Source organism: Caballeronia hypogeia, from assembly GCF_001544875.2.
Classification (GTDB): domain Bacteria; phylum Pseudomonadota; class Gammaproteobacteria; order Burkholderiales; family Burkholderiaceae; genus Caballeronia; species Caballeronia hypogeia.
Genome location: NZ_FCOA02000046.1, coordinates 1 through 15,012, shown reverse-complemented (window position 1 = coordinate 15,012; position 15,012 = coordinate 1). Strand labels below are relative to the sequence as shown.

The 15,012-nt window shown below is 63.4% G+C and carries 14 protein-coding genes; 2 read left to right on the top strand and 12 right to left on the bottom strand.

What is annotated here, in order from left to right; all coding sequences use genetic code 11:
* Window positions 1-8: 8 nt before the first annotated feature.
* The 3 genes from ku to AWB79_RS35360 form a co-directional block, all read right to left on the bottom strand.
* Window positions 9-911, bottom strand: coding sequence for a non-homologous end joining protein Ku (ku, locus tag AWB79_RS35375; protein ID WP_061172116.1), 903 nt, complete (start codon window positions 909-911; stop codon window positions 9-11).
* 337 nt (window positions 912-1,248) lie between these two features.
* Entirely contained in the window at window positions 1,249-1,797 is a 549-nt protein-coding gene (locus tag AWB79_RS35365; protein WP_061172114.1) for a DUF6013 family protein, read from the bottom strand.
* Between the two features lie 167 nt (window positions 1,798-1,964).
* Window positions 1,965-2,981 (bottom strand): zinc-binding alcohol dehydrogenase family protein, encoded by a 1,017-nt coding sequence (locus AWB79_RS35360; RefSeq protein WP_061172113.1) that lies wholly within the window; start codon window positions 2,979-2,981, stop codon window positions 1,965-1,967.
* A 100-nt stretch (window positions 2,982-3,081) separates the two neighbouring features.
* Between AWB79_RS35360 and AWB79_RS35355 the strand changes: the two genes are divergently transcribed.
* Together AWB79_RS35355 and serB are read left to right on the top strand one after the other, a co-directional pair.
* A complete protein-coding gene (locus AWB79_RS35355; protein WP_061172112.1) occupies window positions 3,082-4,038 on the top strand; it encodes a LysR family transcriptional regulator in 957 nt (318 codons plus the stop codon).
* A gap of 64 nt (window positions 4,039-4,102) precedes the next feature.
* On the top strand, window positions 4,103-4,942 hold the full coding sequence (gene serB, locus AWB79_RS35350) for a phosphoserine phosphatase SerB (protein ID WP_061172111.1): 840 nt from the start codon (window positions 4,103-4,105) through the stop codon (window positions 4,940-4,942).
* Between the two features lie 38 nt (window positions 4,943-4,980).
* Here serB and AWB79_RS35345 read toward each other — a convergent pair whose 3' ends face one another.
* The 9 genes from AWB79_RS35345 to AWB79_RS38665 all read right to left on the bottom strand — a co-directional run.
* Complete coding sequence (locus tag AWB79_RS35345) at window positions 4,981-6,174, bottom strand: cystathionine beta-lyase (protein ID WP_061172110.1); 1,194 nt, start codon at window positions 6,172-6,174, stop codon at window positions 4,981-4,983.
* Between the two features lie 66 nt (window positions 6,175-6,240).
* Window positions 6,241-6,912 (bottom strand): hypothetical protein, encoded by a 672-nt coding sequence (locus AWB79_RS35340; RefSeq protein WP_061172109.1) that lies wholly within the window; start codon window positions 6,910-6,912, stop codon window positions 6,241-6,243.
* Window positions 6,913-6,923: 11 nt separating this feature from the next.
* Window positions 6,924-8,108, bottom strand: coding sequence for a beta-ketothiolase BktB (gene bktB / locus AWB79_RS35335; protein WP_061172108.1), 1,185 nt, complete (start codon window positions 8,106-8,108; stop codon window positions 6,924-6,926).
* Window positions 8,109-8,154: 46 nt separating this feature from the next.
* Complete coding sequence (locus tag AWB79_RS35330; protein ID WP_061172107.1) at window positions 8,155-9,078, bottom strand: sugar kinase; 924 nt, start codon at window positions 9,076-9,078, stop codon at window positions 8,155-8,157.
* A 4-nt stretch (window positions 9,079-9,082) separates the two neighbouring features.
* Entirely contained in the window at window positions 9,083-10,420 is a 1,338-nt protein-coding gene (rimO, locus tag AWB79_RS35325) for a 30S ribosomal protein S12 methylthiotransferase RimO (protein ID WP_061172106.1), read from the bottom strand.
* Window positions 10,421-10,687: 267 nt separating this feature from the next.
* Entirely contained in the window at window positions 10,688-12,664 is a 1,977-nt protein-coding gene (locus tag AWB79_RS35320) for an IPT/TIG domain-containing protein (RefSeq protein ID WP_198399162.1), read from the bottom strand.
* Window positions 12,665-13,365: 701 nt separating this feature from the next.
* Window positions 13,366-13,941, bottom strand: coding sequence for a polyhydroxyalkanoate synthesis repressor PhaR (gene phaR, locus AWB79_RS35315; protein ID WP_061172104.1), 576 nt, complete (start codon window positions 13,939-13,941; stop codon window positions 13,366-13,368).
* A gap of 157 nt (window positions 13,942-14,098) precedes the next feature.
* Window positions 14,099-14,839, bottom strand: coding sequence for a 3-ketoacyl-ACP reductase (locus tag AWB79_RS35310; RefSeq protein ID WP_061172103.1), 741 nt, complete (start codon window positions 14,837-14,839; stop codon window positions 14,099-14,101).
* Between the two features lie 81 nt (window positions 14,840-14,920).
* The coding region (locus AWB79_RS38665; RefSeq protein WP_157695918.1) for a hypothetical protein at window positions 14,921-15,012 on the bottom strand (92 nt) is incomplete at its 5' end.

Below are 15,012 nucleotides of genomic sequence, written 5' to 3'. Positions count from 1 at the left end.
TCACGTGCCTACGCGCGCTTGCGACGCGTGGTCTTGCGCGCAGGGCGGGCGGCTTCCTCGCCGGAGTTTCCGCTCGCGGATTGCGCCGCCTTGCTGCGTTTGGCCGGCGCGGCGCCGCCCTTCTTCAGACTGCGCTTGAGCAGTTCCGACAAATCGAGGATGTCGGCCGAAGCCTTGTGCTCGCCGCTTTCGTCGACCTTCATCACTTCGGCGACCTTGCCTTCCTTCACCTTTTTGTCGACGAGCGCCATGATGTCGTCCTTGAAGGTGTCGTGATACCTGGTCGGGTCCCACGTGTCGCTCATGTCGTCGATGAGCCGCTTCGCCATCTCCAGTTCCTTCGGCGTGACGCCGGCCTTCTTCGTGTTCTCGTCGGGGAATTTGAACTCGTCGAAGTTGCGCACTTCATCGCCCCAGCGCAAGGTGTTGAGCGCGAGCGCCGGACCAACCGGAATCAGCGCGGCCAGATGCTGCTTGTTGTGCAGCACGACGCTCGCAATGCCTACCTTGCCGGTATCTTTCAACGCATCGCGCAGCAGCGCATAGACCTTTTCGCCCTTGCGATCGGGCGCGAGATAGTAAGGCGTATCGAGCGAGAGAAAGGAGATTTCGGGCGCATCCACGAAGGCCAGAATATCGACCGTCTGCGTCGATTCCGGATTGGCCGCGCGAATCTCGGCGTCGGTCATGACGACATACTTGCCCTTCTCGTACTCGAAGCCGCGCACGATGTTGTCGCGCGTGACTTCCTTGCCCGTGTTCTTGTTGATCTGCTTGTAGCCGATGGGGTCCATCGAGCGCTTGTCGAGCAGGTTGAAGCCGACCTTCTCCGACTGCGTCGCGGGATAGAGTTGCACGGGCACGTGAACCAGCCCGAAGCTGATCGCGCCCTTCCAGATCATGTGCGGCATCGCGGCACCTTGGCTGTCGGATCGAGTCGATGAAAGCGCTTTGAATTCGCTCGTGGCGAGCCTCGAAGCGCGTCCTGCGCGCGAATTCAGCGCGACACGGACAGGAATCGCACGAAGCGTGCCAAGAATCGCCCGAGCAATCGATGCGCGCTGCGTCTGGACGCGGGTGCCGGCTTATCGGCCTGGCGATGGCATCGATCTGTAAGCTTTACTGATCTTCACCTGCCAGAGAAATGGGTGTTTGGCGCGTGGATGGTTTAAAAATAGACCGTTAGTTGCGCACCAATGATCGAAGAAACGCGCCGATGTTACCTGGCGCGTTCTCGAGCAGCTCTGTTTATTTGCGGCTGGCGGTGACGGTCAATTGCGTGCCGTCATCGAGCGTGACGGTTTTCTTCGAGCCGGTCGAGGTCGGCATCGAGAAACGGACGATCTGACTGACGCGGTTATCGACCGGACATTGCAGGCTCTTGCCGCCCACGGACACTTTGCTCGTGCCCTTCGGCGCATACGCGCGGAAGCTGATCTGCACGTTGGCCGTGCCGTTGTCGCCGACGACCGGCGCGAATCGGATCTGCACCTGCCGCACCGCCGCGCCGTCCGCGCTCTTCGGCACCGACGCCGCTCCCGGGCAAGCGTCCGGCACGGCCTGCGCGCCGTTGGGTGCGCTACCCTGCCAGGTGAAGTCGTCGGTCTGGCCGGAGCGGATGGTGCGCGTTTCCTGTTCGTTGCCGAAGCTCTTCGACGCCATCTTCACCGTGTATTTGATGGGGCCGTCATTGGGCGCTTCGGAGAGAACCTTGATGCCTGGGGTCGCGTGCGCGGTCGCGGCGATTGCTAACGCGGCGACGGAAACGATGCGACGAACGATCAAACGACGATTCATGCCGCCACCTCCGTATCAAGCGCTTGGGAAAGTCCGGCGCCGGAAAAGCGCGCCGGATTGCGGGTTGAAACCCATAGGCCGGAGGCCAGTCTAGCGCCCCGCCCGCAGAGTCATGCTAGTGGAAAACCCGGCGCGCGGCAAAGCGGATGACGTTCGTCAAGGCGCGCTCAGAAGCCGGTCAGCACCAGCTTGCCGACCGTACGCCCTTCTTCCAGCAGCCGATGCGCCTCGCGCAGATTCGCCGCATTGATCTTGCCGAGATCCCGGCCGATGGTCGTGCGCAGCGTGCCTGCGTCGATCAGCCGCGCCACTTCGGACAGCAGCTTGTGCTGCTCGATCATGTCGGGCGTCTTGAACATCGCGCGCGTGAACATGAACTCCCAGTGAAACGCCGCGCTCTTCGATTTCAGTAATTCGACGGCGACCGGCTTCGCGTTCTCGACGATCGTCGCAATGCCGCCTTGCGGCTTGATGACTTCGGCGGCGGCCGGGAAGTGCTTGTCGGTGTCGTTGAAGATCAGCACGTAATCGACTTGCGGGAAGCCGATCGCCTTCATCTGCTCCGGAATGTCCCCGAAGTGATCGACGATGTGATCCGCGCCGAGGTCCTCCACCCATTTGGCCGATTCCGGCCGCGACGCGGTGGCGATCACCTGGAGCTTCGCGACGCGCTTGGCGAGCTGAATGCCGATCGAGCCGACGCCGCCCGCCCCGCCGATGATCAGCACCGACTTGCCCGCGTCCTTGCCTTCCGCCGACACGCGCAGGCGGTCGAACAGCGCCTCCCACGCGGTGATGGTCGTGAGCGGCAGCGCCGCGGCACAGGTGAAATCGAGCGACTTCGGCTTCGCGCCGACGATGCGCTCGTCGATCAGGTGGAATTCGCTATTCGCGCCCTGCCGCGTGATGTCGCCCGCGTAATAGACCGGGTCGCCGACCTTGAAGAGCGTCACCTCGGAACCCACCGCCTCGACGACGCCCGCCGCGTCCCAGCCGAGCACGCGCGGCGTCGCCTCGATCTTGTCCTTCGGCGCGCGCACTTTCGTGTCGACGGGGTTGACGGCGATCGCCTCGATCTTCACGAGCAGGTCGCGGCCGGCGGGCGTCGGCTTGTCGAGTTCGATATCGACGAGGGATTCGGGATTGGAGATGGGAAGGTAGCGCGTCAGACCGATGGCTTTCATTTTCTGCTCCGTGGTGAGTGGACTGGCTTCGATCTTAGAACGCCTTCGCTCTCTCGAAAACCGCCATAATCGCTGAAACATTTTTCGGAAAATCCATCGAATGGCAACCGATCCTTCGGCGAGCGACGCCCCGCGCGAGCGGCTCGATCTGCTCGATGTCGGCCTGTTCGTGCGCGCGGCGGCGCTCGCGAATCTGTCGTCGGCGGCGCGCGAGTTCGGCCTGTCGCCGGCGGTGGCGAGCGCGCGCATCGCCGCGCTGGAGCGCATGCTCGGCGCGCGCTTGCTGCATCGCACGACGCGGCGCGTTTCCGTCACGCAGGAAGGCGAGATTTTCGCGGCGCACGCGCGCGAACTGCTCGACGCCGCCGAAGCCGCGCGCGCCTCGGTCGGACGCGCGCGCGAGCATCCGCACGGGCGACTGCGCGTGACCATGCCCTCGTCGCTCGGCCGGCAGCACATTTCGCCGCTGATTCCGACGTTTTTACGCGAGTATCCGGGCGTGACCGTCGATCTGCGCATGACCGATCAGATCGTCGATCTCGTCGACGAAGGCATCGACCTCGCGATCCGCATCGGCGCGCTGAAGGACTCGACGCTCATCGCAAGGAAGCTCGCGAGCAATCGCCGCGTGCTGTGCGCGTCGCCCGCGTATCTGGCCGCGCACGGCACGCCGCGCCATCCGGCCGATCTCGCGCAGCACGAGTGCGTGATCCTCGCCGATCAGCGCGACTGGAGCTTCGTGACGCCGACCGGCGTGATCGACGTGCGCGTCTCCGGCCGGCTCGTGACCGACAACGGCGAAGTGATCCGCGACGCGCTTGCGGCGGGCATCGGCATCGGCCTGAAGTCGATGTGGAGCGTCGCGCCGCTGATCGCGAGCGGCGAGCTCGTCACCGTGCTCGACGATTACCCGCTCGCCCAGACCGTCGCGATCTGGGCGGTCTATCCGAGCCGCGCGTTCGTGCCGCCGAAGACGCTCGCGTTCATCGAGTTCTTGGCGGCGCGGTTCGGCGAGCCGCCTTACTGGGATGTCGATCCGGCGCGCGTGCAGCGCTAGCGATTCTTTACATTGAACGTTCTTTACAATGGCGGTTTCCCGCCTTCACGCATTTCCGCCTCCGATGAACCTCGTCATTCAAAGTCCCAGCCCCATCTCCGATTCGCATTCGCGGCCGCTCGCGGCGCTCGCGCGCTCGAAAGACACGCAACGCGTCGATGACACGCTGCTGCGCCTGCTCGCCGCCGACCCGCTCCAGCGCCCCGATATCGACGCCTACTGCGGCGCGCACGCGCTCGATTACGCGTACGTCCAGCCGGGTGCGAAGCTGGCCGATTTCGGCCTCGTCGCGATGGACATGGACTCGACGCTCATCACGATCGAGTGCATCGACGAAATCGCGGATTTCTGCGGGCTGAAGGCCGAAGTGGCGGCGATCACGGAAGCGTCGATGCGCGGCGAGATCAAGGATTTCAAGGAGAGCCTCACGCGGCGCGTCGCGCTGCTGAAAGGTCTGGATGCGAGCGCGCTCGAACGCGTGTATGAAGAGCGCCTGCAGCTTTCGCCGGGTGCGGAACGCATGCTCGAAGGCGCGCGCGCGGCGGGCATGAAAACGCTGCTGGTATCGGGTGGCTTCACGTTTTTCACCGAACGACTGAAAGCGCGGCTCGGTCTCGATTACGCGTACGCGAACACGCTCGAAATCGTCGATGGCAAGCTGACCGGCAAGGTCGTCGGCGAGATCGTGGATGCGGACGCGAAGGCGCGCACGCTGGTCGAGACGTGCGCGAAGATCGGCATCGAGCCGAAACGCGCGATCGCCATGGGCGACGGTTCCAACGATCTGAAGATGATGGCCGAAGCGGGGTTGTCGGTGGCGTTTCGCGCGAAGCCGGTCGTGCGGCAATCGGCGAGCGTCGCGTTCAATTTCGTCGGGCTGGATGGTCTGCTGCGGATGTTCTGATGTGAAAGCGGCGCCTCCATCGAGGCGCCGTTCGACTGTCAGGCAAAGGCCTTGACCAGCGCCGCCTCGAGGTCCGCGCGCAAGTCCTCTTCGGCTTCGAGGCCGATATAGAAACGCACCAGCACGCCTTCGTGCGGCCACTGCGACGCGGTGCGCATCGAGCGGATGTTGTACGGCATCGCGAGACTGTGCGCGCCGCCCCAGCTCCAGCCAATCGAGAACAGTTCCAGCGCTTCCACGAACGCATCGACCTGTGCGGCGCTGTAGCGCTCGTCGAACACGATCGAAAACAAGCCGCCCGCGCCGCCTTTGAAATCACGCTCGTAGAACGCGTGGCCGGGACAATCCGCAAGCGCCGGATGAAGCACCGCCGCCACTTCAGGACGCGCCTTGAGCCACTGCGCGAGTGCGAACGCGGTGCGATCGTGCGCCTCGTAGCGCGTTTTCATCGACGGCAGGCTGCGCAGTACGAGCGACGCGTCGTCCGCCGACACACCGATGCCCATCCGCATGCGCGCGAGCTTGAGCTTTTTGTGCAGTTCTTCGCTGCGCGTGATGGTCGCGCCCATCAGAATGTCGCTGCCGCCGGACTGATATTTCGTCAGCGCCTGCACGGAAATATCGACGCCGTGGTCGAACGGCTTGAACGCGAGGCCCGCGGAAAACGTGTTGTCGATGGCCGTGACGATGCCCCGCGCGCGCGCCACCGCGGCGATCGCCGGCACGTCCTGCACTTCCATCGTCACCGAGCCGGGCGCTTCGAGCCAGATGAGCTTCGTGTTCGGCTGGATCAGCGCGTCGATGCCAGCGCCGGTCATCGGATCGTAATACGTCACTTCGATGCCGAAATCGTGCGCGAGCCAGTCCGCATGATCGCGATTCGGCCCGTAGGCGTTGTCCGGCACGAGCACGTGATCGCCCGCCGTCACCAGACCGAAGTACACATTGGAAATCGCCGCGAGCCCGGACGGCTGCAACAGCGCGTATTCGCCGCCTTCGATCGCGGCCAGGCGCTGCGCGAGCGCGATGGTCGTCGGCGTCCCGTGCAGGCCGTAGCGCCATTTGGAATCGTCGTGCCAAACGAGCGCGCGCATGGTCGCGAGATCGGGAAACACGACCGTCGACGCCCGCGCGACCGGCACCGAAAACGACTCGAAGCCGGGCGTGATGCGATCTTCCGGCTGCACGATGCGGGTTTGCAGGTCGCGGTCCTGGTTCTTGGGATCAGTCATGGCTCAGGTGCAAAACGGAAAGAAAAAGCCGCCGCCGAAACGGCCGGCGGCGTGAGACGGGACTGGCTACTCGCCGATGATGACGTTGCTCGTGCCACCGACCGAATTCTTCGGCGGCGCGGGCGAGGCCGGCTCGAGCGACGGCGCAGTGGGCGTCGCCTGACTCCTGGCCGCGCCCGTGGCCGAAGGCGGCGGCAGTTTCGCGCCCGCCGCCGCGGGACGCAGATCGAAGGGCTGCGGGTTCGAATCGTCCGGGTTCATGCGCTCGCCGGACACGCTGCCGTCCGGCGCGAACTTGCCGATCCAGTTGCCCGTGATATGCGTGCCGTCGTTCGATTCCTCGATCTCGAGCGTATCGCCGTCGCGGTCGCCCGCGACCAGAATCACGGCCGGGCTGCCGACGAACGTGTATTCGCCGTGCACGCCGGATGGCTCGTCGGTTTTCGCACCGAGCTTCATCTCGATCTGCCGGTCGCCGAGCGTGCCGACATAGCGCGGAAAACGCGCGTATTCCGGATTCGGCGTCAGCGGCTTCGCGGGCGGCAGCGCGAGTTCCTTGATGGCCGCCTGCGCGCCATGCGCGTCGGCGCCGGTCGGCTCGCGCTGGTCGGGTGCGAGCACGCCGGCGGCGCCGGACGAACCCGGCGGCATCGGCGAGTTGCAGCCCGCGAGCGCGAGCAGCGCCGCGGTCATCGACAAGACCGCCATGCTTCGCGGTCCCTTCGTGCTTTGCATCATCCTTCAGTCCTTCAAATGCGCTCGAAAATCGCCGCGATGCCCTGCCCGCCGCCGATGCACATCGTCACGAGCGCGTAACGCCCGCCGATGCGCTGCAGCTCGTACAGCGCCTTCACGGTGATGAGCGCGCCGGTCGCGCCGATCGGATGGCCGAGCGAAATGCCGGAGCCGTTCGGGTTGACCTTGGCGGGATCGAGCTTCAGTTCCTGCGATACGGCGCACGCCTGCGCGGCGAACGCCTCGTTGGCCTCGATCACGTCGAGATCGTTGACGGTGAGGCCCGCGCGCTCCAGCACCTTCTGCGTCGCGGGAACCGGGCCGATACCCATGATCTTCGGATCGACGCCCGCATGCGCGTAGGCCACCAGACGCGCGAGCGGCCTGGCGCCGCGCTTTTCGGCGGCGCTGCGCTCCATCAGCACGACGGCTGCGGCCGCGTCGTTGAGGCCGGACGCGTTGCCCGCCGTCACCGTGCCGTTTTCCTTCGCGAACACGGGTTTCAGCTTGGCGAAATCGTCGGCCGTGGCGTTCATGCGCACGTGCTCGTCGCGGTCGAACACGGTGTCGCCCTTCTTCGAAGCGAGCGTGATCGGCAGAATCTGTTCCTTGAAGTAGCCGGCTTCGATCGCCTTCGCCGCGCGCCGGTGCGATTCGAGCGCGAGCGCGTCCTGCATCTCGCGCGTGATGCCGAACTTCTGCGCGACGTTCTCGGCCGTCACGCCCATGTGAATCTTGTCGAACGGATCGTTGAGCGCGCCCACCATCATGTCGACGATGCGAGTGTCGCCCATGCGCTGGCCGAAACGCGCCGCCGGCATGATGTATGGCGCGCGGCTCATGCTTTCCGCGCCGCCGCCGATCGCGACATCCGCATCGCCCAGCAGAATGGATTGCGCCGCCGAAACGATCGCCTGCAGGCCCGAGCCGCACAAGCGGTTCACCGTGAGCGCGGGCGCGTGCTGCGTGACGCCGCCGTCCAGCGCCGCGACGCGCGCGAGATACATGTCGCGCGGCTCGGTATGGATCACGTTGCCGAACACGACATGGCCGACTTCGTCGCCCGAGACGTTCGCGCGCGACAGCGCTTCGCGCACCACGCGCGCGCCTAGGTCGGTCGGAGCGAAGTCCTTGAGCGAACCGCCAAAATCGCCGATGGCCGTGCGCACACCGCTTACCACCACTACTTCACGTTGCATGTCGTCGTCTCCGCTAGTTATGTTCATCGGTTCGATTATCGACGCGTTATCCGGCGAGCGCTCGTTCCACCGTTGCCTTGGCCGGAATCGGCGCGACGGCGCCGAAGCCTTGCGTCGATAAAGCCGCCGCGACGTTCGCGTACCGCGCGGCTTCAAAAGGATCATCGCCTGCGACGATGCGCGCAATGAACGCGCCGCCGAAGCAGTCGCCCGCGCCGGTCGCATCGACCGCCTGCACGACGCGGCCCGGCACCACGCGTCGCTCGTCCGGCGTCGCGATATACGCGCCCTCGCGGCCGAGCTTCAACGCGACGATCTTCGGACCGAGTTCGAGAAGTGCGTCGACGATCGCGTCCTTGTCGTCGTGGCCGGTAAGCAAGGTGACGTCGTCCCAGCTCGGCAGACAGATGTCGGTCGAACGGATCGCTTCGAGCATCACGGCGCGGGCGCGCGCGAGCGGCCACAGCTTCAGACGCAGGTTCGTGTCGAAACTGACCTTCACGCCGTGTGCGTGCGCGTGATCGATCGCGGCGAGCGCGGCATCGCACGCGGATACGCCGATCGCCAGACTGATGCCGGACAGATGCACGACCTTCGCAGCGGCGATGGCGTCGAGCGGCAGTTGCGACGACGCGTAGCGGCTCGCGGCCGAGCCCGCGCGCAGATAGTCGAAGCGATGCCCGTTCTCGCCGTGCGACACGAAATAGACGCCGGTGGGCGCGTCATGATCGACGCGCACGGTCGAGGTATCGACGTTTTCGGCGCGCCACAGATCGAGCAGCAGTTGCCCGAAGTGATCGTTGCCGACCGCCGATACGAAGCCGGTCGACGCGCCCTGTCTCGACGCCGCGATCAGGAAGTTGGAAACGTCGCCGCCGAAGCCCTGCAGATAGTTCGGCTGATCGCGCGTCGACTGATTGAATTCGACCATCGCCTCGCCGAGCGCGAGAACGTGCGGCATCGCTGGCATGTGCTTACACCTCGCCCCAGAGATCGTGGCCGTCGGCGCCGGTGATCTTCACCGAGACGAAGTCGCCGGCCTTGTAGCGCTTCGAAGCCTTGGTCGCGGGCGCGATGTACACGACGCCGTCGATTTCCGGCGCGTCCGCCGCCGTGCGGCCGACGCCGCCGTCCGTGCTGACTTCATCGACGAGCACTTTCAGCGTCTTGCCGACCTTCTTTTTCATGCGTTTGGCCGACAGTTCCTCCGCGAGCTCCATGAAACGCGCGCGGCGTTCCTCGCGGACCTCGTCGGGCAATGCGCCGTCGAGTTCATTCGCGGTCGCGCCTTCGACAGGCGAATACGCGAAGCAGCCGACGCGATCCAGGTCCGCTTCCCTGATGAAGTCGAGCAAGGTCTGAAACTGCTCTTCCGTTTCGCCGGGAAAGCCCGCGATGAACGTGCTGCGGATGGTCAGATCCGGACAGATCTCGCGCCAGATCTTCACGCGCTCGAGCACCTTTTCAGCGTTGGCCGGGCGTTTCATGCGCTTTAGCACTTCGGGATGCGCGTGCTGGAACGGCACGTCGAGGTACGGCAGCACGTGGCCCTTGAGCGGACCTTCGGCCATCATCGGAATGACTTCATCGACGCTCGGATACGGATACACATAATGCAGGCGCACCCACGCGCCGTATTGTGCGGCGAGTTCACCGAGCGCGCCGACGAGGTCGGTCATGCGCGTCTTGAGCGGCTTGCCGTTCCAGAAACCGGTGCGGTACTTCACGTCCACGCCGTAGGCGCTCGTGTCCTGCGAAATCACGAGCAGTTCCTTCACGCCGGACTTGAACAGATTCTCGGCTTCGAGCATGACTTCCGCGACGGGGCGCGAAACGAGGTCGCCGCGCATCGACGGGATGATGCAGAACGTGCAGCGGTGATTGCAGCCTTCGGAAATCTTGAGGTAAGCGTAGTGACGCGGCGTGAGCTTGATGCCCGCGGGCGGCACGAGGTCCGTGAACGGGTCGTGCGGCTTCGGCAGGTGCGCGTGCACCGCGTTCATGACTTCGTTGGTCGCGTGCGGGCCGGTCACGGCGAGCACTTTCGGATGCACTTCCTCGATGAGGCCTGAGCCGCTCGCGCTCTTTTTCGCCCCGAGACAGCCGGTGACGATGACCTTGCCGTTCTCGCTCAGCGCTTCGCCGATGGCGTCGAGGCTTTCCTGCACGGCTTCGTCGATGAAGCCGCAGGTGTTGACGACGACGAGGTCCGCGCCGTCATACGTGCCGGAGATTTCGTAACCTTCGGCGCGCAACTGGGTCATGATCTGCTCGGAATCGACGAGCGCTTTCGGGCAGCCAAGGGAGACCATGCCGATACGCGGCGCCGACGTGTTGGTGCTTGATTTCAAAGAAGTACTCACTGAGACATCCGGAAAAGCCGCGCGGGTCGAACGCGAGCACCGCGGAAATAGGCGAATCTAACATTTTACCCGACCCGCGACGAACATCCGCCGCTCGTCCACGACGAGGGCGAATTAGCGCGAAGAACCGCTCGACCAACAAAAAATGCCTCGCGGCATGAGGCCTGCGAGGCATTTCAGATGAGTCGCGGCCAAAAACCTGACCGCATCGCTCGGTTAGTTGGACGGCATACCCGGCTGATCGAGAAGAACCGCCTTGCCGCGCAAGACGCGCGTACGAATGATCTTATCGACCACGGGAATCTTCAATTCGAAGCCCGCGAGCGAACTGCTGACCTGCTCCATCACGATCTTGACCGGCTGCAACGGATAGCGATAGGTTCCGTTGCCGGTTTCGAGTTCGATGACATAGTCGTCGTTGGCCAGTTGGGCGTCGCCCGCCAGTACCACAGTGTCCGGTGTTCCGCTCACGCGCATCGCAGCATTCAACTTGACCGTGCCGGCATTTTCGTTCAGCACGCCCGCAAGACGCAACGCGGTGCCAGCCGGCGCGCTCGCACGCAGCAGTTTCGGCCGTGCAGACAGAGGCAGATTCTGCTCCACATATTTGTAGACGCCTGCATATGTGTATGCTGAAACCGAATCGTTCGGAACGTTGTAGGACATGATGTCGTAACGCGTCGCGGGATTGATGAACGACTGCGCGAGATCAGCTGTCACTTCCGGTAGCCACGGTCCGACGCCGATCGCGTTGCCACTCTTATACGGGGAAGCCTCGTCGTCCCACGTGTGCATCCGACCGAAGCTGTGCCCGATTTCGTGGATGCTCACCTGCATCGGACCCTCCTTCGTGTAATACCCCGAATCCGGGATGACGCCGGCGCGTCCGGGTGCAAAAGCCACTGACGTGCAACCGCAGGGCACCACACCATAATAAAAATCGTAGTTGTTCGGCTGCGAACTGGCGCGTCGCGAATTGATGTCGTACAGCAAGCCAAGAATGTCATCATTGGAATAGGCGGTCGTCGCCCATTTGATCTCCGGCTCGACAACCACATCGACCGCCGAGAGCGGATACGCCGCCATCAGTGCCTTCTTGAAGAAATCAACATCGATCTTACCTTTCGCTCCATTCGGCGTGACGACAGGCACGAGGTGCATGCGCACGTAAGTGCCGCCCCCGAGCGCCGCCGCCGGCGGCTGATACGAGAAGATTTTGGTCGCATCCGGATAGCGGTTGTCCGCCGCCCGAATCTGGAAGCGAAAGCCTTTGTCGAGCCACTCCGCCGGAATCGTATACGTGTAACTATTGGCGATGTCGTTCTCGGCGATGGCGTTCGTGCTCAACGCGCCCGGCCCTTGCATCCGGACGGCCTGCCAAGTCTTCTTTTCATTCATGAAAGCCATTTCTACGTCGGGATTGATCTGCCCCAGCGACGCCGCCGGCTTCAGGCGCACGCGAACCAGAAGGTCGCGTTGCGACACCAGACGGAGATTCGGATCGGCGACGGGGTCGCTCACTGAGAAAAGCGGGCCCTGCGACAACTGCACGCTCGCGAACTCGATCGAAGGCGACGGCGGAATCACGTTGAGCGTGCCGGCGGAAATCTTGTGTCCTTTCCAATCCAGCACCACGACCGATCCGCTCGGCGCACCCTTCGGCACGTTGAACCAAAGCGAAGTGCCGTTCCCCCGGCTCGGCAGGAATTCCCTGTCGCCCATCATCAATGACTTGACGAGCGTGGGAATGAGGAACTTGCCGTCGATCCGCACTTCGTCACCTTCACGCGCATTGGTCGCGGAAAGCGAAGTCGGCAACGGTAACGCCTGCACTGTCAGCGTGGTAGTCGTGGTCACTTGCGCGCCATCTTCACGCAACAGCATCAGAGTTCCGCTCCAGTCTTCCCCGTTACCCAGCGTCGGCACCTGGAATGTAATCTCGTTAGCCGAATTAACCTGAAGATAGAACTGCCCGCCGCGCCATACGACCCGCGTGGCCTTCGTGAAGCCACTCCCCGTTATTGTGATGGTATCGCCCGGCACAGCGACTGACGGCGTGAAGCCGTTGACCGTGAGGCCGGCGGTTGCAGCAAGCATTGCCCGAGCAGTTGCGGCCGGCGGTTGCGTGGTTTCGGCCGACTTGGCTGTTGACGCAGGTGCGGAAGAACCGTCACCGCCGCCGCATCCGGCCAAAACTGCCGGAACGAGCAGGCACGCGAGTGCGCGCCGCCTGATCGAACCGACGCGAAGCGCTTCCATAAAGCGCGGAATAGAGAGTTGAAACATTTTTGTGGTTGTTCGATGTTCAGCCTTTTCTTGGGCGAAAAGGCCTCGAGGGCACTTGAATCAGTGGCTCAGTGCGTCGATTGCGCCGAACCAACTTCCCACGCGGCAAGGTTCAACGCTTCTTTGCTGGTCGCAAATATAGATGGGCCCTATACGCTTTAGAAGCGACAGATTCCGAAAAGCGGCTAAAACTCGAGGACAGCCCCGAAAGCTTTGACAAGAGAGGCGCGACGTGACGTCTACCGAGCCAGTCGCTACATCAACGCGAGGACAGAGAGGAATTCGGATCGGCGATAAAGCCGGCGCGCGGCCAGACGAATCCGACGGTCACAAGAGAAGCATTGAAGATTGACAACGACGATCAGGCATACGCGCGCCGTCTCCCGCATGGATCTTGACGCTGCGGGCGTTTGAAGATTTTCGGTCGCAGGTCAACTCGCAACGGATCGCGCGATCCTCGCCCGAGTCGGTAGAATGGCTCGATCGGAGCCCGTGATCATCCGGCCACATCAACCGCTAGCGCCCCATCCGAGCGCGCCCCGACGAGCGCACGCCGAGACACGCCGGAAGCTTTGCGCTCCGACGCCCGCACGCGCGCTTCGAAACCCTTACTTCTTCTCCGTCCCCGGCCCCGTGGGCGTCGGAAACGGAAACGTGTTGAACATCGACTTCGCTTGCGACTGCATCTGTTCCTGCATCTGCACGAACATGTTCTTCGACTGCTCGATGTAGCTGGTCATCATGCCCTGCATCATCGGCGCCTGCATGTTCATGAACTGCGACCAGACTTCCGGATTCAGCGCGTTGCCGTCGTAGATGCCCTTGCTCTGCTCGGAAAGCTTCTGCTGAATGTCGATGAACGCCTGGATGTTCTTTTCCAGGTACGTGCCCATCATGCCCTGCATCGCGTGGCCGTAGAAGCGGATGATCTGCGAGAGCATCACCGACGAGAACATCGGCAGGCCGCCGCTTTCCTCTTCGAGAATGATCTGCAGGAGGATGCTGCGCGTGAGGTCGTCGTTGGACTTCGCGTCGAGCACCTTGAAGTCTTCCTGATCGAGCACGAGCTGCTTCACGTCCGACAATGTGATGTAGGTGCTCGTTTCCGTGTCATACAGCCGACGGTTTGGATATTTTTTGATGAGTCGTTCGGCGGATTTCTTTGTAGTAGTAGTGGTGGTCATTTAACGCCTTTAAACGCAAAACTTTACTGCGATGGCAGCAAGCAGGTCTTGCGTTGTCGCAAAAAAGCGCTGCTGCGTGTTCGCCGCATCGTTGAAAAATCCGGCGAGTGGAGGCTTCCCGCGCGCACTCGGGTGCGTCGCGGGAAGCCTCCGCCCGTCAGCCCATATGCAAGCCGCCGTTGAGCGAGAAGTCCGCGCCGGTCGAGAAGCCCGATTCCTCGGACGCCAGCCATGCGCAGATCGAACCGATCTCATCCGGCGTGCCGAGACGCCGCACCGGAATGGTCGCGACGATCTTCTCCAGCACTTCCGGACGGATCGACTTCACCATGTCCGTGCCGATATAGCCCGGCGACACGGTGTTGACCGTCACGCCCTTGGTCGCCACTTCCTGCGCGAGCGCCATCGTGAAGCCGTGAATGCCGGCCTTGGCGGTCGAGTAGTTGGTCTGGCCAAACTGGCCCTTCTGACCATTCACCGACGAAATGTTGATGATGCGGCCCCAGCCGCGTTCGACCATGCCGTCGATGACCTGCTTCGTCACGTTGAAGAGGCTCGTCAGGTTGGTGTCGATGACGGCCGTCCAGTCTTCGTGCGTCATCTTGCGGAACACGACGTCGCGCGTGATGCCGGCGTTGTTCACCAGCACGTCGATCTCGCCGACTTCGGCCTTGACCTTGTCGAACGCATTCTTGGTCGATTCCCAGTCGCCGACGTTACCTTCCGAGGCGACGAAGTCGAAACCGAGCGCCTTCTGGTCTTCGAGCCATTTCACCCGGCGCGGCGAGTTCGGGCCGCAGCCCGCGACGACCGTGAAGCCATCCTTGAGCAGGCGCTGGCAAATGCTGGTGCCGATGCCGCCCATCCCGCCCGTTACATACGCTATACGCTTCGCCATTCCTCACTCCATTTTCGTTATGCGGACGGCGATCTCCGTGCCGCCCGCTGGCCCTTCCCGGTCTTGCTCTCGACTTCCGACTTACGGACGTTCCACCGCCAGCGCCACGCCCATGCCGCCGCCGATGCACAGCGAAGCGAGGCCCTTCTTCGCGTCGCGCTTCTGCATTTCGT